General features: G+C 69.1%; 15 protein-coding genes and 1 pseudogene. 9 read left to right on the top strand and 7 right to left on the bottom strand.

What is annotated here, in order from left to right; genetic code table 11:
* From ACWELQ_RS03525 to ACWELQ_RS03500, 6 genes and pseudogenes are all read left to right on the top strand, one after another.
* A pseudogene (locus tag ACWELQ_RS03525) lies at positions 1 to 506 on the top strand (hypothetical protein); the annotation flags it as partial.
* On the top strand, positions 503 to 2,329 hold the full coding sequence (locus ACWELQ_RS03520; RefSeq protein WP_452395441.1) for a fatty acid CoA ligase family protein: 1,827 nt from the start codon (positions 503 to 505) through the stop codon (positions 2,327 to 2,329). The pseudogene ACWELQ_RS03525 and the gene ACWELQ_RS03520, both read left to right, overlap by 4 nt.
* A complete protein-coding gene (locus tag ACWELQ_RS03515) occupies positions 2,326 to 2,595 on the top strand; it encodes a hypothetical protein (RefSeq protein ID WP_452395440.1) in 270 nt (89 codons plus the stop codon). The genes ACWELQ_RS03520 and ACWELQ_RS03515 overlap by 4 nt, the downstream gene beginning before the upstream one ends.
* Complete coding sequence (locus ACWELQ_RS03510) at positions 2,592 to 3,632, top strand: SDR family NAD(P)-dependent oxidoreductase (RefSeq protein WP_452395439.1); 1,041 nt, start codon at positions 2,592 to 2,594, stop codon at positions 3,630 to 3,632. Before ACWELQ_RS03515 ends, ACWELQ_RS03510 begins: the two co-directional genes overlap by 4 nt.
* 12 nt (positions 3,633 to 3,644) lie before the next feature.
* Complete coding sequence (locus ACWELQ_RS03505; RefSeq protein ID WP_452395438.1) at positions 3,645 to 4,823, top strand: peptide synthetase; 1,179 nt, start codon at positions 3,645 to 3,647, stop codon at positions 4,821 to 4,823.
* A gap of 257 nt (positions 4,824 to 5,080) precedes the next feature.
* The gene (locus tag ACWELQ_RS03500; protein WP_452395445.1) at positions 5,081 to 7,219 is read left to right on the top strand and encodes an MMPL family transporter; all 2,139 of its coding nucleotides are present in this window, start codon (positions 5,081 to 5,083) and stop codon (positions 7,217 to 7,219) included.
* Here ACWELQ_RS03500 and ACWELQ_RS03495 read toward each other — a convergent pair.
* From ACWELQ_RS03495 to ACWELQ_RS03485, 3 genes are read right to left on the bottom strand one after another with little or no spacing between them, the layout of a single operon-like run.
* Positions 7,165 to 7,971 carry an alpha/beta fold hydrolase gene (locus ACWELQ_RS03495; RefSeq protein WP_452395437.1) on the bottom strand — a complete coding sequence of 269 codons (807 nt, stop codon included), beginning with the start codon at positions 7,969 to 7,971 and terminating at the stop codon, positions 7,165 to 7,167. The two genes, ACWELQ_RS03500 and ACWELQ_RS03495, sit on opposite strands and share 55 nt — an antisense overlap.
* Positions 7,971 to 8,516, bottom strand: coding sequence for a dihydrofolate reductase family protein (locus ACWELQ_RS03490; protein WP_452395436.1), 546 nt, complete (start codon positions 8,514 to 8,516; stop codon positions 7,971 to 7,973). Before ACWELQ_RS03490 ends, ACWELQ_RS03495 begins: the two co-directional genes overlap by 1 nt.
* Positions 8,513 to 9,097: a dihydrofolate reductase family protein gene (locus tag ACWELQ_RS03485; protein ID WP_452395435.1), complete on the bottom strand. Its 585-nt coding sequence runs from the start codon at positions 9,095 to 9,097 to the stop codon at positions 8,513 to 8,515. Before ACWELQ_RS03485 ends, ACWELQ_RS03490 begins: the two co-directional genes overlap by 4 nt.
* A 99-nt stretch (positions 9,098 to 9,196) precedes the next feature.
* On the opposite strand from ACWELQ_RS03485, the gene ACWELQ_RS03480 reads away from it, so the two are divergent.
* Positions 9,197 to 10,354, top strand: coding sequence for an alpha/beta hydrolase fold domain-containing protein (locus ACWELQ_RS03480; protein WP_452395434.1), 1,158 nt, complete (start codon positions 9,197 to 9,199; stop codon positions 10,352 to 10,354).
* A 95-nt stretch (positions 10,355 to 10,449) separates the two neighbouring features.
* Here ACWELQ_RS03480 and ACWELQ_RS03475 read toward each other — a convergent pair whose 3' ends face one another.
* Both ACWELQ_RS03475 and rsmI read right to left on the bottom strand, forming a co-directional pair.
* Positions 10,450 to 11,694 carry a cytochrome P450 family protein gene (locus ACWELQ_RS03475; protein WP_452395433.1) on the bottom strand — a complete coding sequence of 415 codons (1,245 nt, stop codon included), beginning with the start codon at positions 11,692 to 11,694 and terminating at the stop codon, positions 10,450 to 10,452.
* Between the two features lie 129 nt (positions 11,695 to 11,823).
* A complete protein-coding gene (gene rsmI / locus ACWELQ_RS03470; protein ID WP_452395432.1) occupies positions 11,824 to 12,678 on the bottom strand; it encodes a 16S rRNA (cytidine(1402)-2'-O)-methyltransferase in 855 nt (284 codons plus the stop codon).
* A 290-nt stretch (positions 12,679 to 12,968) separates the two neighbouring features.
* On the opposite strand from rsmI, the gene ACWELQ_RS03465 reads away from it, so the two are divergent.
* Positions 12,969 to 14,576, top strand: coding sequence for a dolichyl-phosphate-mannose--protein mannosyltransferase (locus tag ACWELQ_RS03465; RefSeq protein ID WP_452395431.1), 1,608 nt, complete (start codon positions 12,969 to 12,971; stop codon positions 14,574 to 14,576).
* Positions 14,577 to 14,588: 12 nt separating this feature from the next.
* Here the strand turns inward: ACWELQ_RS03465 and ACWELQ_RS03460 are convergent, their stop codons facing one another.
* Together ACWELQ_RS03460 and arcA are read right to left on the bottom strand one after the other, a co-directional pair.
* Positions 14,589 to 14,963: a GntR family transcriptional regulator gene (locus ACWELQ_RS03460; protein ID WP_452395430.1), complete on the bottom strand. Its 375-nt coding sequence runs from the start codon at positions 14,961 to 14,963 to the stop codon at positions 14,589 to 14,591.
* 7 nt (positions 14,964 to 14,970) lie between these two features.
* Positions 14,971 to 16,215, bottom strand: coding sequence for an arginine deiminase (gene arcA / locus ACWELQ_RS03455; RefSeq protein ID WP_452395429.1), 1,245 nt, complete (start codon positions 16,213 to 16,215; stop codon positions 14,971 to 14,973).
* A gap of 75 nt (positions 16,216 to 16,290) precedes the next feature.
* Between arcA and soxR the strand changes: the two genes are divergently transcribed.
* Positions 16,291 to 16,800 (top strand): redox-sensitive transcriptional activator SoxR, encoded by a 510-nt coding sequence (gene soxR / locus ACWELQ_RS03450; protein ID WP_452395428.1) that lies wholly within the window; start codon positions 16,291 to 16,293, stop codon positions 16,798 to 16,800.
* The last annotated feature ends 25 nt before the right edge of the window (positions 16,801 to 16,825 follow it).

Here is a 16,825-nt window from a genome sequence, read left to right as displayed (position 1 = left end):
CAGCGGGTGCCGCGCTGCTGCTGGAGCAGACCGAGCAGCCCGAGGGCTTCGGCCGGGTGTACACCCGCGCCGCCGAAGGCACGCCCGGCCTGGAGTCCTACGTGGACGCCGCGACCATGGGCGATCGCGGTCGTGGGCTGATGACCGTGGAGCGGGAGCCGGACTATCTGGAGCGGCTGCTGGCGGTCGCCGCCGAGGCCGCCCGCGCCGCGCTGGCGGGCAGTGACATCGACGAGACCACCACGGCGCTCATCGCCGCCACCCCGAGCGCCGAGTTCCCGGCGCTGCTGGCCGCCGAGCTCGGCATCGCGGCCGAGGCGGTGTTCACCCCGGACCTGTCGCAGGGCGACCCGCACACCGCGTCTCTCTCGCTGGCGTATCACGCTGCCGCCGAGGCGGATTCGCTCGCGGGCTACCGCGACGTGCTGTTCGTCGCGGCGGGCGCGGGCCCGTCGGCGGCGGCCGTCGTCTACCGGCTCCCGGCCCTCGCCGGAGCCGCGGCGTGAGCACCGCGACGTATTGGCGCGCCATCGACCGCTTCCGCGCGGTCGCGGCCGCCGATCCGGACCGTGAGGCGGTGATCTACCCCGCGGGGAAGACCGCCTCCGGCCTCCCGGACTACCGCCACCTCACCTACCGTGAGCTCGACGAGTGGTCCGACACCATCGGCCTGCACCTGGCCGCGGCCGGGGTGGGCCGCGGCACCCGCACCATCGTGCTGGTGCTGCCCAGTCCGGAGCTGTACGCGATCATGTTGGGGCTGTTGAAGATCGGCGCGGTCCCCGTGGTCATCGACCCGGGCATGGGTCTGCGCAAGATGCTCAACTGCCTGCGGGCCGCGAACGCGGAAGCCTTCATCGGGATTCCGCAGGCGCACGCCGCGCGCAAGCTGTTCGGCAAGTACTTCCGGAAGGTGCGGGTGACTCTCACCGTCGGCCCGCGTTGGTTCTGGGGCGGCCCGACCCTGCGCGACTGGGACGCACCGGTGACCACGGGCCGCCTCGGCGACCGGCTGCGGGCCGAACTGGAATCGGCCGGGCCGCGCAGCGCGAAGGTGGCTGCCCGGCTCGAGGAACTGCTGGCCACGCTCGCCGAATCCCGTGCGGCGAAGACCGAGCATCGCGCCCCGTTCGATGCCTTCACCCTGCGCGAACGGGTTCCGGCACCCGACGACGAGGTGCTGCTCATCGCCTTCACCACCGGCAGCACCGGGCCCGCGAAGGCCGTGGAGATGACGCACGGCAATCTCAGCGCCATGGTCGAGCAGGTGCATGCCGCGCGCGGCCGGGTGGAGCCGGGCACCTCGCTGATCACCCTGCCGTTGGTGGGGATCCTGGACATGCTTCTCGGATCGCGTTGTGTGCTACCGCCTTTGGTGCCGAGCAAGGTCGGCTCGACCGATCCGGCGCATGTGGTCGACGCCCTCAACCGGTACGGGGTGAAGACCATGTTCGCCTCCCCCGCCGTGCTGATCCCGCTGCTGCGGCATCTCGAGCAGCACCGCACGCCGGTGCCCACGCTGCACAGCATCTTCTCCGGCGGCGCGCCCGTCCCGGACTGGTGCATCGCCGGGCTGCGGCGGGTGCTGGCCGCGGACGCCGAGGTGTACGCGGGCTACGGGTCCACCGAGGCGCTGCCCATGTCCACCATCGAATCCCGTGAGCTCCTCGACGGTTTGGCCGAGCGCGCGCAGCTGGGCGACGGTACCTGTGTGGGCCGCCCGGCCGAGGGCGTGCGGGCGCAACTGGTCGCCATCACCGACGATCCGCTCCCCACCTGGGCGCAGGCGCAGGCTCGCGATTCCGAGCTGGCGGAGACCCGCGGCATCGGTGAGCTGGTGGTGTCGGGGCCGAACGTGAGCACCCGCTACTACTGGCCCGAGGCGGCCAACCTGGCCGGGAAGATCCGAGACGGGGGCGTGGTGTGGCATCGCACCGGCGACCTGGCCTGGATCGACGGCGAGGGCCGAATCTGGTTCTGCGGCCGCAAGAGTCAGCGCCTGTCCACCGCCGACGGCCCGATGTTCTCGGTGCAGGTCGAGCAGGTCTTCAATGTCGTCGCCGGGGTGGCGCGCACGGCACTGGTCGGCGTGGGCACGCGCGGCACCCAGTTGCCGGTGCTCTGCGTCGAGGCGCAGCCGGGTGCGGATCACGCCGTGCTGATCGCCGAACTGCGCAAGCGCGCCGCCGAATTCGAGGTCACCGCACCGGTTTCCACCTTCCTGTTCCATCCGAAGTTCCCGGTCGACATCCGCCACAATGCCAAGATCGGCCGCGAACAACTCGCGGTCTGGGCGGCGGAGCAGCTCGGAAAGGTGGACGGACGATGAAGGTGACTGTGCTGCGGGCGATTCCGGTGCTGGGGTGGCTGTACCTGGCCGTGGGCGTACTGCTGGCGGCGGGCGATCGAGCGCCTGCCAACCGGCTGTTGCGGGCGGTGTTCTGGATCGACGCGTTCCTGAGTCTCGTGGTGCACGCGGCGCAGATCCCGGCGGCGCTGAAAGCGACCGCGGGCACCGAACATTCGCCGTTGAAGACGGCAGCCATGACTCAGATCTTCGGAATCACGTGGTGGAAAACCCAGGAGGCAGCGTGAAGGCACTGGTGACGGGCGCGTCCGGATTCCTGGGCGGGGCGCTGGTGCGCCGCCTGGTCCGCGACGGCGACTACGAGGTGGCGATCCTGGCCCGCGCCACCAGTAATCTGCGCGACCTGTACGACGTGATCGACCAGATCGAGATCATCACCGGTGACCTCACCGACCAGGTCTCGCTGGAACGCGCCACCAAGGGCGTGGACGTGGTCTTCCACAGCGCGGCCCGGGTGGACGATCGCGGTACCCGCGCGCAGTTCGTGGCCGAGAACGTCACGGCCACCGAGAATCTGGTGCGGGCGGCCAAGCGCAACGGCGCGGGGCGGTTCGTGTTCATCTCCAGCCCCAGCGCGCTGATGGACCGCGACGGCGGCGATCAGGTGGACATCGACGAATCGGTGCCGTACCCGCACCGGTACCTGAACCTGTACTCGGAGACCAAGGCCGCGGCCGAACGCCTCGTACTGGCCTCCAACACAGCGGATTTCGCTACCTGCGCGCTGCGTCCGCGTGCCATCTGGGGTGCGGGTGACCGGTCCGGGCCGATCGTGCGACTGCTGGGGCGTGCGGCGGAAGGCACGCTGCCGGATCTGTCGTACGGCAAGCAGGTGAAGGCGTCGCTGTGCCATGTGGAGAACATCGCCGAGGCGTGTGTGCTGGCGGCGCGGTCCGAGAACATCGGTGGCAAGCCGTATTTCATCGCCGATGCCGAGCAGACCGACGTGTGGGGCTTCCTCGGCGAGGTCGCCACCGGGCTCGGCTACCCGAAGCCGACCCGGCAGCCCAATCCGCGCGTGCTGAACGCGATCGTGGCCGCCATCGAAACCGTTTGGCGCATACCGTTCGTCGCCACCCGCTGGTCGCCGCCGCTGTCGCGATACGTGGTGGCCCTGATGACCCGCACCGCGACCTACGACACCTCAGCCGCCGCAAGAGATTTCGGCTACCGGGCGATCGTGGATCGCGAGACCGGACTCGCCGACTTCCTGGCCTGGCTCGAAACCCAGGGCGGCATCGTGGCTCTCAACGAGAAGATCTAGGCAGGTAGGAATATGTTCCGCCGTCCCATCTCCCCCACCGAACTCATCTACTTCCCCATGCGGGACCTGGCTCCGCCGTTCCTGATGCAGCTCGTGGTGGAGGGCGAGGGCAGCATCGATCCGGAGACGCTGCGGAGCGCGGTCGCCACCGCGGCCGCCGCGAATCCCGGCGCGCGCCTGGTCCGCGACGGCAAGCAATGGATCGACAGCGGGGTCGCTCCGAGCGTGCGGGTCGTCGATCACGCGCTGCAATACCCTGCGCTGGAAGCGGATCCGGTGCTCACCAGCCCGATCGGGCCGACCCCGGACGCCACGGTGGAGGTGCTGTTGCTGACCGCCGCACCGACCATCCTGGTGTTCCGCGTCTTCCACGGCGTCATGGACGGCATGGGCATGGTCATGTGGGCTACGGACGTGCTGCGGGTGCTGCGCGGCGAGGACCCGGTCGGCGCGCCCGACCCGATCGCGGACGCCGAACTGGTGCGCAAGGTCGGCGCGCCGGGGCGGCCCACCCTCATGCTGCCGAAGTTCCGTTCGGCGCTCGGCCACGGTCGCCAGGATCCCGGCGAGCACCGGCACCTGTTGCGCACCCGCACCATTCACGCGACCGGCCCCGGCGCGCTGATGCGGGTGGCGGCGCTGCTCGCCGAGGAGGGCGGCCCGCTCTCGCGCATCATGATCCCCGTCGACATCCGCCGCCACGATCCCGAGCTGCGCTCCACCGCCAATCTCGCGCTGCCGCTGTTCCTGGATGTGCGTCCCGGTACGGACTGGAAGCAACTCAACGAGATCAAACGCGAGGGGCTGAAAGAGAACCGCGAACTCAACCAGATGGACAACGGCGGCCTGAAGTACCTCCCGCAGGCAGCGGGCCGCGGCCTGCTGCGCACCCTGAACCTTCTGGGCGCGCGCACCGGCCTGAACCTGGCCTCGGCCACCGTCTCCCACATGGGCCGCTACGACCTCGCCGAACTAGCCGTCCCCGGCTTCACCCCCACCGCCATCAAGGTCATGCCCCAACACAGCGTCGCCATGCCCCTGCTCATGGGCATGACCGAATGCGGCGGCCGCACCGAACTCACCGTCTCCGTCCGCAACGGCCGCGGCATCCCCGAACGCCTCGACGCGCTACTGGACCGCATCGTCAAGACCCTGGAAACCGAACTCACGCCAACGAATTCGACCCGCTAGCCCCTGCGATCCACCTGCCCCACGAGCCAGTACCACCCACGCGAGCCACCCCACCCACGCGAGCCACCATCGTCATCCCGGCGTGTTCTTGGCCGGGATCCACACACCTGGTGGCATACGCGGCTCGAGTGGATTCCGGCCAAAAGCACGCCGGAATGACGAGGCCGATGACAAGGCCGAACACACGATCGGAGTGCCCCATGACCGCCGTCGACAGTCCCCCAGAGGTCGCTGCGGCCGTTGAGCCTGGCGGAATCATCGCCGCCTGGGCGCGGATCGTGGTGACGCGACCGAAGATCGTGCTCGTGGTGGCCGTGCTCTTCGCGCTGGGGCTCGGGGTGTTCGCGGCCGGGTTGCAGCAGCGGGTGAGTTCGGCGGGGTTCGTGGTGCCGAAGGGGGAATCGGCGTCGGTGGACGCGTGGGTGAGCGGGCGGTTGGGGCCGCAGAATCCGGACGTGATCGCGATTTACACCGCGCCGGAGGGGAAGTCGCTGGCCGATATCGGTCCGGAGGTGACCGCGGCGATCGGGAGGATCGATCCGGCGCTGTTGGATCGGCCGGTCGAAAGCTTCTGGAACAGTTCGCGATCGCAGTATCTGCGGTCGTCGGACGGGCGGCAGGCGGTGGCCGTGGTGTTCTCGGCGGGCAATGACAATCAGCGGGTCGCGGAGTATCCGAAAATCGCGGCCGCGCTGCGGGTTCCGGGGCTCGATACCAAGCTGACCGGGTACAGCGCGCTCGCCGACACCATCAGCGATCAGTCGCGGCACGATCTGGTGCTGGCCGAATCGATTTCGATTCCGCTGACCGCGCTGGTGCTGGTGCTGGTGTTCGGCGGGGTGGTGGCGGCCTCGCTGCCGGTGCTCATCGGCACGCTGTCGGTGGTCGGCGCGCTGGGCGCGGTCGGGATCACCGCGCGGCTGACCGAGGTCAGCGTGTTCGCCATGAACGTGGTGTCGTTGCTGGGGCTCGGATTGGCCATCGACTACGGGCTTTTCATCGTCGGCCGGTTCCGCGAGGAGCTGCGGCAGGGCCACTCCACCGAGGCGGCGGTGACCGCGACCCTGCGCACCGCCGGACGCACCGTGCTGTTCTCGGCGCTGCTGCTCATGTGCGCGTTCGCGGGCACCTTCGTGTTCCCGCTCGCCGTCCTGCGCTCGCTCGGCATCGGGGCCATCGCGGCGGTGGGCCTGGCCGCGCTGTTGTCGGTGACCGCGCTGCCCGCGATCCTCGCCCTGCTGGGCCCGCGCATCGGCAAGTGGAGCTGGCGCGCGGACGCCTTCGACCGCTCGGAACAACGGGCGCAACGCTTCTGGGGACGGGTCGTCACCGCGGTCATGCGGCGGCCGGGCACGGTGGCCATCGCGGTCGGGGCGATCCTGCTGATCCTCGCCGCACCGCTGACCGGCGTCCGGCTCGGCGATATCGACCACACCGCGCTGCCCGCAGGCAATGAAACCCGCACCGCCGTAGACGAATTGAGCGCGCATTTCCCGGCCGCCAACAGCGGGGCGACCATCCTGTTGCGCGAAAACAATGGTGGCACACCGACTCCGGCGTCCATCAGCACCGCACTGCGCGAAATCAGCGGCGTCAAGGGCGTACGCCAGGCCACGGCCCTCGACACCCGCGACGACACCACCGTCATCCACGCCGCCCTCGCCGCCCCGGACCGCTCGCCGCGTGCCCAGGACATCGTGCGCGACCTGCGCGACCTGCACCCGGAGGGACTGGACCTGCGCGTCGGCGGCGAGAGCGCCAGCACCGTCGACAGCATCACCGCCGTACTCGACCGGCTGCCGCTCATGATCGCGGTCATGGTCGCGGTCACGCTGCTGATGCTGGCCCTGGCCTTCCGCTCGATCGTGCTGCCGCTCAAGGCCGTACTGATGGCCTTCCTGAGCCTGACGGCCACCTTCGGGGTGCTGACCTGGATCTTCGATCAGGGGCATCTCGCGGGCGTGCTGCACATCAGTGTCGGGCCGCTGTCGGCGGGCATGATGGTGCTGATCATCGCCGTGGTCTTCGGACTGTCCACCGACTACGAGGTGTTCCTGCTCTCGCGCATGGTGGAGGCGCACGACGCCGGGGCGGACACGGAGGAATCCGTCCGCGTCGGCACGGTCCAGACGGCCCGCGTGATCACCGCCGCCGCAACGCTTCTCGTGCTCATCACCGGTGCGTTCACGCTCTCGCCGCTCACCCCGATGCGGTTCCTCGGCCTCGGCATGGTGATCGCGCTGATCATCGACGCCACCCTGGTCCGCATGCTGCTGGTCCCGGCCCTGGTCAAGCTGATGGGGCCCGCCAACTGGTGGGCCCCGGGCAATCGGAACAAGGGTCAGCCGAAGAATTCGATCAGTGCGGGTGCGAGTACGGGCGCCTTGACCAGGTGAGTCTGGCCGGGCAGCACCCGGTGGGTCGCGCCCGGAATCGCCTGGGCCAGTGCCGCATTGGCATTGCGCATCCACTCGGGGCTCTTGCTGCCCACGATGACCGTGACCGGGATGCCGAGTTCCGCCCACCGGTCGGCGGGCAGCTTCCCGCCCCGCTGGAACGCGGCCACGTACTGGATGTCGTAGGCCATGGTCGGGGCCACCGTCTTGAGATGACTCCAGCCCGGGAAGAGCGGGAACGCGGCCACCAGCAGGGCCGGCAGGCGCACACCCTGGCGCATGAAGTACTTGATCGCCTCACCGTTCTTGCCCTGCGTCAACAGGGAATGCAAGTGCTCGATGTAGTCGGCGGGCAGCGGCGGACGGGTGGCGTCGACCACGAACGGGACCTCGTAGAGCGCGACCTTGCGCGCCGACCGCCCGCTGCGCAGGTAGTCCAGGATCAGGCCGCCACCGGACGAGATGCCGTACAGCATCACCGGTTCCCCGGCCAGGTCGACGACGGCGTCGAGGTCCTCGTATTCGCGTTCGACGTCGACCGGGAGCGTTTCGCCGCTCTCGCCCCGGCCGCGGCGGTCGTAGGTGTAGACGGTGTACTTGCTCGAAAGCTCCTCGGCCAGCGACTTGTTCGGGCCGAACTCCTGCGCGGCCAGCGCGCCGTCGACCAGTACGACGGCCGGACCCGAACCGTATCGGGTGTAGGCGATGGCGGTGCCGTCCTTGGAGTCGACGGTGCCTTTGATGGGTTCCATCAGATGTCCTTCGTGTACGTCAGGGATTGGATGCCGCTGCCGAAAGTGGTTGCGGCGGTGAGTCGTAACGGGATGCGAGGACCGTTCTCGGCGAACAGCCGTTCGCCCGAGCCCACGACGAGGGGGTGCAGCATGAGGGTGAGATCGTCGAGCAGCCCGAGCTCGAGCAGCGTCCGCACCAGGCGGATGCTGCCGTGCACGGCGATGGCGAGCCCCGGTGCCGCCTTGAGCTCGGTGAGCTCCTCGGCCAGCCGCGCGGGTGTGAGCACCGTGGTGCCCTTCCATTCCGGATCCCGCAGTGTCGAGGACACCACCAGCCGCGGCGTCAGGTTGAACCAGTCGGCCATCTCGCCCTCGCGGTCCGGCCAGGCCCCGGCGAAGATGTCGTAGGTCTTGCGGCCCAGCAGCAGGGTGTCGGCGGCGCGCAGCCCCGCCATCACCGCCTCCTGGGTCGCGTCGTCGTGATACGGAAAGTGCCAGTTCTCCGGCGCTTCCACCACGCCGTCGAGAGAGACGTAGACGTTGGCGGTGAGGCGGCGGGTCATGCCTTCGCGTCCTGCCGCGTGTAGGTCAGGCTCACGACGCCGCAGTCCAGCGGATGGCAGTCGGTGAGCGTGAAGGTGGCGGGCACCTGATCGGGGGTGAAGAACCGCGCGCCCGGGCCGCCGAGGACCAGCGGGAACACCAGCAGCAGCAGTTCGTCGAGCAGATCCTCGGCGATCAGCCAGCGGATCAGGGTGCCGCTGCCGCCGATGCCGATCTGCTGATGGCGGTCCTTGAGCGCGGTCATCTCCTTGACCAGGTTGTCCCGCAGCACCGTGGTGTTGTTCCAGTCCGCGGACTCCAGGGTCGTGGAGACCACGTACTTGGGCATGGCGTTCACGGCGTCGAAGTACGGGCCCGACTGGGTGGTGAAGAACATCTTCAGGTTCTCGTAGGTGGTGCGGCCCAGCAGCATGGCGTCATTGCCCGCCATCAGCTCGCCCACCGCCTGCTGTACCTGCGCGTCGTTGAAATAGGCCCCGGTGTGGGGGTCGGTCGGTGAGATCGACGGGGAGAGACCGGTCCAGCCGCTCTCGGTCACGCCGTCGAGTGAAAGGTACTGCCCTGCAACAATTTTTCCCATGCGTCCACGGTCGCAGTTTTGGGAAGCCCACGGAATTGCCGGGTCAGCAAGACAGCGATGCCGCTGCGGCATGAATGCGGGAGGGGCATACTCGGGCGCATGGTCGAGCCGCTACCTCAGACCCCCGAGGGCGTGGAACTCCGGCACCTGCGCGCCTTCGTCGCGGTCGCCGAGGAATTGAACTTCGGGCGCGCGGCGCAGCGGCTCTACGTCACCCAACCGGCCCTGAGCCGGACCATCCGATCCTTCGAGAAGCTGGTGGGCTGCGATCTGTTCCACCGCAATACCCGCAGCGTGAGCCTCACCCCGGCGGGAGCGGCGCTGCTGGATCGCACCCGCGACGTCCTCACCGACCTGGACGGCGCGCTGACGGCGGCGCGCGCGGCGGGCGGCGAGCTCACCGCCCGCATGGATCGGCTGTGGAGCCCGGTGGAGGACACCTTCAACGGCGATCTCGCGCCCATGCGCTCGGCGTTCGAGGCCATGCACGCCGAGTTCCCGCTACCGGAAGGCGTCACGCTCGAGCCGGTGAACGCGGGCGGCGTGCCCGGCATTCAGCTGGTCCCGGCCGGGGACTCCGACACGGTGGCGGTCTACGTGCACGGCGGCGGCTTCATGATGGGCTCGGCCTACGGCTACCGCGGTATGGCGGGCGCGGTCGCCCAGGCCGGGCACACCCGGGTCCTGGTGCCCGAATACCGCCTCGCGCCCGAGCATCCGTTCCCGGCCGCGCGCGACGACGTCCTCACCGCCTACCGGTGGCTGCTGAACACCGGACGAGGCCCGGAACAGATTGCGCTGGTGGGCGATTCGACCGGGGCGATGCTGCTGCTGGCGATGCTGGTACGAGCCCGCGACGACGGACTGCCCATGCCGCGCGCGACCGTCCTGATGTGTCCCGCCGTCGACTTCTACGCACCCGAGGACGATCCACCCGCGGATATCGAGCAGCACATGCGCTTTCAGAACGCCTACCTGGCGGGAGTCCCGGCGACCGACCCGGAGGCCAACCCGATGTGCGCGGACCTGCGCGGGCTGCCGCCGACCCTGGTGCAATCCGGCGAGTTCGACGGCCTCGGGCGTAACACCGACGCCCTTGTCGCACGGCTGTGCGCGGACGGGAATGCGGTGCGGCACACCGAGTACCCGGTCGAGGGACACGCCTTCCAGATCTACTGGTCGTTCCATCCCGAGGCGGCCGAGGCCGTCCAGCAAGTGGGGGACTTCTTGCGGAAACCGGCCCCGGTCACGCCCTGAGCACCCCAGCCATGCCCTGACCCTGGCCTCGGCCCGTGGAGATGGGCGCACAACCCCCTTCGTCGTGCGCGCATCTCGACGGGCCGACGCCTGGTTCAGGGACGCAGCCGCACCGGCAGACCGGTCAGACCGCGCACGATCAGCGATTTGCGCCAGGACAATTCGGCGTCGGCGGCCAACTCCAGATCCGGGTAGGCGGCCAGCAGCCGGGTCAACGCTACCGTGCCCTCCGTGCGCGCCAGCGGCGCGCCGACACAGCGGTGAATGCCGTAGCCGAAGGCGAGATGGTTCTTGTCGGCGCGATTCAGGTCCACCCGATGCGGGTCGGCGAAGCGCGCCGGATCACGGTCGGCGGCCGCCATCGACACCAGAATGCGCTGCCCCGCCGGGATTTCGACACTGCCAAGGGTGACCGGGACCGTCGTGTAGCGGAAGGTGGCCTCACTGGCCGGTGACTCGTAGCGCAGGACCTCCTCCACGAAATCCGGTACTCGCTCGGGGTCTTGGACGAGCGTGTCCCGAAGCGCCTTGTCGGACAGCAGGATCGCGACCGCGTTCGAGATGAGGTTGACCGTGGTCTCGAAACCGGCGACCAGCAGCAGGAAAACCATGCTGATCAGCTCGCGATGCGAAAGCCGGTCGCCGTCCTCGCTCACCGTGATCAGTTCCGAAAGCAGGTCGTCGGCAGGAGCTTCACGCTTGGCGCGGATCAGCTGGTCGATGTACGCGACGAACTGCTGCACCGCCGCGCCACGCGCTTCCATGGTCTCGTCATTGGAGACCAACGTGGTCGACCACGCCCGAAAGTTTTCGCGCTCCTCGTTCGGCACCCCCAGCAGCTCGCAGATGACGAGCATGGGCAACGGAAACGCGTAGTCGTCCAACAGATCCTGATCAACGGTCGAATACGCGGCCAGCCCAGCCAGCAGAGTATCGGCCAATTCGGTGATGCGCGGCGCCATTTCGCGCACCGCGCGGCTGCTGAAGGCCCGATTGACCAGGGTGCGGAGCCGAGTGTGCTGCGGCGGATCGTAGAAAAGCATCATGTCGCCGAACATGGCGGCGGAGACCTCCGCACCCGCACCTTCTCCGGACAGCGCGGCCCCGGCCCCCTCGGACTTGAGCGCCTTGCTGATGGTGGGATCCAGAAACGCCGCCTTGGCGACGTCGTAATCGGTGATCAGCCAACCTGTTCCGCCGTCGGGGAAACGCACGACATGCGCCGGGCCCTGCTCACGCAGCCGGTCGTAGGTGACATGCGGGTGCTGGTAGAAGTCCTCGGTCAGCTCGAACGGCTCGAGCGCCGATTCGCCTGCCACGACAGCGGTCTCGTGCACCATGATCGGGGACTCTAACAGTGCCCGAACCCGAACAACCATGAACGAAAACGAAAACCCCACGGCGGGGAGGTCTTTCAAGTTTCCGCCAGCACGGTACGAAGCCGGGCCGGGGTGAGACCGAGTTCGGTGCTACTCGCCGGAGCGGGCCGCGAGCACCGCGTCGTACAGCTCACGACGTGACGCGCCCGTCGCGGCCGACACCTCCGCGCATGCGTCCTTGAGCCGCAGTCCCGACCCGATCAGGGCCTCCACCTGTGCGACCAGGTCGGCGGGCTCGGCCGAAACCGGTTGCGCGCCTTCCAGGACCACGGTGATCTCGCCGCGGGCGCCCTCCACCGCCCAGGCGGCCAGCTCGGCGAGTGTGCCGCGCACGACTTCCTCGTAGGTCTTGGTCAGCTCCCGGCAAACCGCCGCGCGCCGGTCGGGGCCGAGCACCTCGACCGCGTCGGCCAGGCAGTCCGCGAGACGGTGGGGGGCCTCGAAGAACACCACCGCCCGCGCCTCGGAGGTCAGCGACCGCAACCACTCCTTGCGCTGCCCGCCCTTGCGTGGCGGAAAGCCGTCGAACGCGAACCGCTCCACCGGCAGCCCCGACAGCGCCAACGCCGTCGTCACCGCCGACGGCCCGGGCAGACACGTGATCGGCAACCCGGCCTCCACGCACGCCGCCACCATCCGATACCCCGGATCACTCACCGACGGCATCCCCGCATCGGTCACCAGCAGTACGGTCTTCCCGCCGCGAATCTCCTCCAACAGCATCGGAATCCGCGCCGTCTCCACATGGTCGTAGAAACTCACCACCCGCCCGGCGATCTCCACCCCCATCGCCTTGGCCAACGACTTGGTCCGCCGCGTGTCCTCCGCCGCCACCACCTCAGCGGTCCCCAGCGCCTCCCGCAACCGCTGCGAAGCATCCCCGATATCCCCCATCGGCGTCGCCGCCAAGACCAGCCGCCCCCCGGTCCCCGGCTCCGCACTCATCCGACTCCACCTCTCCACGATTGCCGCGCCATACTTCGAAGGGCCGCATCCGACCGCTGATCAACGCCCACCGAACCTACCGCCGCCGACGCCTGCGGCGGTCTCCGGGCCGAGCGCCGCCGCGGATGACTCGCCGGGCCACGAGTTCAAGCCTGGCGCTCGGCAATGCCCGGACCTGGGGTGGCTGGACGAGATTCGGCCGCAGGCCGGGCCTGGGAGCGGGCGGGCAGAGCGTCTGGGTGGGGCGGCGGGGCGGGACTCGCGGGCCGGTTGCGCTTACGATCGACGGCGTGACCCAGGTGACCGACGTGCGACCGGCAGCGGTGGGGGCGGAGACGGCGGGGCTGTCCAGTCCGGCTCCGCTGGTGCCCTCACCCGATTTCGGGCCCACGGATTGGGCTCGGGGGTGGGCGGTCACGCTGTTTCTGACGGCGATCACGGCCATCACCCGGTTCCTGTTCCTCAACTATCCGACGGATCTGCACACTCCCGTCTTCGACGAGAAGCATTACGCACCGCAGGGGTGGCAGGTGCTGACCGGCGGCGGTGTAGAGGACAACCCGGGGTACGGGCTGGTCGTGCACCCGCCGGTCGGCAAGCAGATGATCGCCCTCGGCGAGGCGCTGTTCGGGTATTCGCCGTGGGGATGGCGGTTCACCGCCGCCGTCTCGGGAACACTGATTGTGCTGTTGACGATTCGCATCGTGCGGCGCATGACCCGCTCCACCCTGATCGGCGCGTTCGCGGGGATCCTGCTGATCTGCGACGGGCTCACCTTCGTGTCCTCGCGCATCGGCATGCTCGACATCTTCCAGGCGCTGTTCGTCGTCGCCGCGTTCGGCTGTCTGGTGGTGGACCGCGACGACATCCGCACCAGGATCGCGCTGGTCGCCGCCGAGGGTCGCATCGACGACAGCGAGTACGGCCCCCGATTCGGGGTGCGCTGGTGGCGGTTCGGCGCGGGCCTCATGCTCGGATTGGCCTGCGGCACCAAATGGTCCGGCGCCTACTGGATCATCGGCTTCGCGGCACTGTCACTGGCCTTCGACCTCTCCGCCCGACGCGGCTACCGAGTGCGACGGCCCTGGGCGGGCGTCGCGGTCCGCGACCTCGGGCCGACCGTCTACGCGCTGTGCGTCATCCCGCTGTTCGTCTACCTGGCCTCCTTCTGGGGCTGGTTCGCCAGCGAGACCAGCTACGACCGCTACGCCGTCGGCGTCCGGGTCGGCCGCGGCGGCGACTTCTCCTGGGTGCCGAGCGCGCTGCGCGGACTCTGGTACTACGGCGGCGAGGTGCTCACCTTCCATCAGGGCCTCACCAACTCCGCCGGCAATCACCATCCGTGGGAATCCAAGCCGTGGACCTGGTTCATGGGCCTGCGGCCGATGCTCTACTACTACGCCGACACCAATGTGAACGGCTGCGGCCAGGCCACCTGTGTGAAGGCCGTGATGGCCATCGGCACCCCCGCGCTGTGGTGGGTCTGCTTCCCCATGCTCGCCTGGGCCATCTGGCGCAGCGCGGTGCGGCGGGACTGGCGCTACGCCGCCGTGCTGGTCGGCTACGGCGCGGGCATTCTGCCCTGGTTCCTGGATCTGGACCGGCAGATGTACTACTTCTACGCCGTACCGCTCGCGCCGTTCCTGGCCATGGGCGTGGCGCTGGCGCTGGGCGACATCCTCGGCCACGCCCCACCCAGCGGGCGACGCCTCACGGGTGCACCCGGCTGGCAGTACTTCGCACCGCAGAGCGAGCGACAAGGCTTGGGGCTCTTGCTGGTCTGCGTCTATCTGGCCCTGGTCATCGCCAATTTCATCTGGCTGTGGCCGATCCTGACCGGCATGTCGATCACACCGAGCAACTGGCACGAGCACCTGTGGCTGCCCAGCTGGCGATAGCGGCCCGAACGGCTAACTGATCGTTCGGGTTTCGCCGAGCGCCGCGTGCAGGTAGCGCACGGCCGCATCATCGTCCAGGCCCAGCCGACGGATCACCGCGACGTATTCCGTCGCGGCCCGCCCCGCCAGATCCCGGGTCGGATCCCCCGACGAAGCGATGAAAGAGCCGAGCCGCCCCCGGGTTTCGAGCACGCCGTCCTGCTCCAGCTCGCGGTAGGCCCGCGCCACCGTGTTCGGGGCCAGCTTCAATGTCGCCGCCAGCGCGCGGACCGTGGGGATCTTGGTGCCGGCGGCCAGCTCCCCGGAGCGCACCCGGGCGATGATGCCCTGGCGCAGCTGCTCGTAGGGCGGAACCGTCGAATGGTGGTCGACCGGGATGTCCAGCATGGCTTCATCACACCTCGTCACGCGACAACGGGCAGGACAGGCAGCGCGGACCGCCACGGCCGGAACCCAACTCGGAGCCGGGAATGCGCAGCACCTCGATTCCGGCGTCTTCGAGCCGCGCATTGGTGTTCTCATTGCGTTCGTAGGCCACCACCACCCCGGGAGCCAGGGCGAGGGTGTTGTTGCCGTCGTCCCACTGTTCCCGTTCGGCGGTGACGCCGTCCAGACCGGTGTCGACCACCCGCAGCTTCCCGATGCCCATGGCCTCGGCGGCCACGCGCAGGAACGGATCCGGGCCGGAGATGCTCACCTCGAGCTTCCCTCCCGCGCCGCCGTCCTCCCTGCGAATGGTGAAGGCGCACAATTCATCCTGGATGGCCGGGTACATGACCACCGCGTCCACGTCCACCATGGTGCAGACGGTGTCGAGATGCATGGTCGCACGGGTCTGCTCGATCGGCACGACGAGCACGGTGTGCGCCAGATCGTCCTCGAAGAGACTGCGGGCCAAGGCTTCCGCGCCCGCCGCGGTGGTGCGCTCGCCCACCCCGACCGCCACCACGCCCGGCGCGAGCAGCAGCACATCGCCGCCCTCGATGGGTGCCTGATGCGATTCGTAGGCGCGCCGCACCCCGAGGAAACGCGGGTGGAAGGCGTAAATCAGGTCGGTGAGCGAGGTTTCGCGCGCCCGCGCCGGGAGCGCCAGCGAGGTGATGGCCACCCGCCGCCCCACCCAGAACGAGGAATCGCGGGTGAACAGCAGATTGGGCAGCGGGTCGATGACGAAGTCGTGCCCGTGATGCATGCGCCGCACCAGCGAGGTGGCGTCCGCGCCGAAGGGCAGTTCGTCGAATGTCATGCCCGACATGAGAATCTGCGCCAGGTCCGGCGCGGGCACCCTTCTCAGGTGGGCGGCCAGCTCGTCGGCGAGCACATGCCCGAGCCGCCGGGCGTCCACCGCGCCCGAAATGCCCTGAATCCTGGCCGCGCCGCTGTGCTGAATGGTCTCGGTCAGCAGATCCGCCAGCAACAACACCTCGACCCCGCGACCGCGCAACACCTCGGCGAAGATGTCATGCTCCTGCTGCGCGCGCTCGACCCAGGGAATGGCGTCGAAGAGCAGCTGGTCGTTATTGCGCGGGGTGAGCCGGCGCAGCTCGTCGCCCGGGCGGTGCAACAGCACCGTGCGCAGCGCGCCGACCTCCGAGGTCACGGAAAACGGTCGCGCCGTGGGTGCGGCCTTTGTTCCCATGACACGACGGTAGTTCCCTTCGGCACGGATGGCATGCAATTCGCACGCGTGAAAAACCTGGAGTAATGTTCAGGTGTGCAAACCGCGTCGTGGCAGGCGAAGGAGCTGACCCCCGGTCAGCTGGCCCAGCGAGCCGGAGTTTCGGTGTCCGCCTTGCATTTCTACGAACGTGAGGGCTTGATCACAGCCCGCCGAACCAGCGGCAATCAACGCCGCTACCCCCGGGAAACCCTGCGCAGGGTCGCCTTCATCCGCATCTCACAGCGTGTCGGCATCCCGCTCGCCGAAATCCGGCGCGCCCTCGACAACCTCCCCGACGGCCGCAATCCCAGCCGTCGCGACTGGGAGACGCTCTCCACCACCTGGCGCGAGGATCTCGACGACCGCATCGAGCAGCTGGTTCGCCTGCGCGACAATCTCACCGGCTGCATCGGCTGCGGCTGCCTGTCGCTGGGCGTCTGCAAGATCTTCAACGCCCACGACCACCTCGGCGACGAGGGACCGGGCGCGCGCGTCCTCGACACCCACGCGGCCGAGAACTGCTCGAAGCCCAACATCTGCGCCCCCACCGCCGATCCGGCCTGACCCGCTCCAATATTCGGGCACACCA

It is taken from the genome of Nocardia sp. NPDC004722, assembly GCF_053601505.1.
This window is presented reverse-complemented; position numbering and strand designations above follow the sequence as displayed.

Bases quoted from the DNA above. Each gene is read 5' to 3' on its own strand.
- ACWELQ_RS03515 (WP_452395440.1), top strand. From the start codon at position 2,326: ATGAAGGTGACTGTGCTGCGGGCGATTCCGGTGCTGGGGTGGCTGTAC.
- ACWELQ_RS03505 (WP_452395438.1), top strand. From the start codon at position 3,645: ATGTTCCGCCGTCCCATCTCCCCCACCGAACTCATCTACTTCCCCATG.
- ACWELQ_RS03495 (WP_452395437.1), bottom strand. From the start codon at position 7,971: ATGGAACCCATCAAAGGCACCGTCGACTCCAAGGACGGCACCGCCATC.
- ACWELQ_RS03490 (WP_452395436.1), bottom strand. From the start codon at position 8,516: ATGACCCGCCGCCTCACCGCCAACGTCTACGTCTCTCTCGACGGCGTG.
- ACWELQ_RS03485 (WP_452395435.1), bottom strand. From the start codon at position 9,097: ATGGGAAAAATTGTTGCAGGGCAGTACCTTTCACTCGACGGCGTGACC.
- ACWELQ_RS03480 (WP_452395434.1), top strand. From the start codon at position 9,197: ATGGTCGAGCCGCTACCTCAGACCCCCGAGGGCGTGGAACTCCGGCAC.
- ACWELQ_RS03475 (WP_452395433.1), bottom strand. From the start codon at position 11,694: ATGGTGCACGAGACCGCTGTCGTGGCAGGCGAATCGGCGCTCGAGCCG.
- rsmI (WP_452395432.1), bottom strand. From the start codon at position 12,678: ATGAGTGCGGAGCCGGGGACCGGGGGGCGGCTGGTCTTGGCGGCGACG.
- ACWELQ_RS03460 (WP_452395430.1), bottom strand. From the start codon at position 14,963: ATGCTGGACATCCCGGTCGACCACCATTCGACGGTTCCGCCCTACGAG.
- arcA (WP_452395429.1), bottom strand. From the start codon at position 16,215: ATGGGAACAAAGGCCGCACCCACGGCGCGACCGTTTTCCGTGACCTCG.